The 365-nt window shown below is 46.6% G+C and carries 1 protein-coding gene; it reads right to left on the bottom strand.

What is annotated here, in order from left to right; genetic code table 11:
• Positions 1-365 (bottom strand): HlyD family secretion protein (locus AB4496_RS03265; protein ID WP_372130588.1); only part of this gene is annotated, 365 nt, incomplete at both ends.

Genomic DNA, 365 nt, shown 5'->3' with positions numbered 1-365 from the left:
GCTGTCTACCACGCCTTCAAGTGGTTGACCCGGAAAGGCATCCAGTTCGACTTCTACGGTTTGGCCTTTATGAATACCGCTTAATTGAGTTTCTTTGAAGTTAGCTTCAATCCACACTTGGTTGTTTGGTACCAAACTCATCAATGGCGCGCCTGCTTGAATCAGCAAGCCTTCACGGACGCTACGTTTACCAATCACGCCATCCGCTGGCGCGTAGACCTTGGTGTAATCAAGGTTAAGTTGTGCTTGATCTCTTTGTGCTTGAGCTTCAGTCACGGATGCGTTTGCTTGTTCGATTTCACTCGCAATCACGATTAGTTGATCATTACTTGCGACAAGGTTTGCTTTTGCTTCTTCAAGTTCTG

Origin of the sequence: Vibrio sp. 10N.222.46.A1 (assembly GCF_041473595.1) — a bacterium.
Taxonomy (GTDB): domain Bacteria; phylum Pseudomonadota; class Gammaproteobacteria; order Enterobacterales; family Vibrionaceae; genus Vibrio; species Vibrio tasmaniensis_A.
This window is presented reverse-complemented; position numbering and strand designations above follow the sequence as displayed.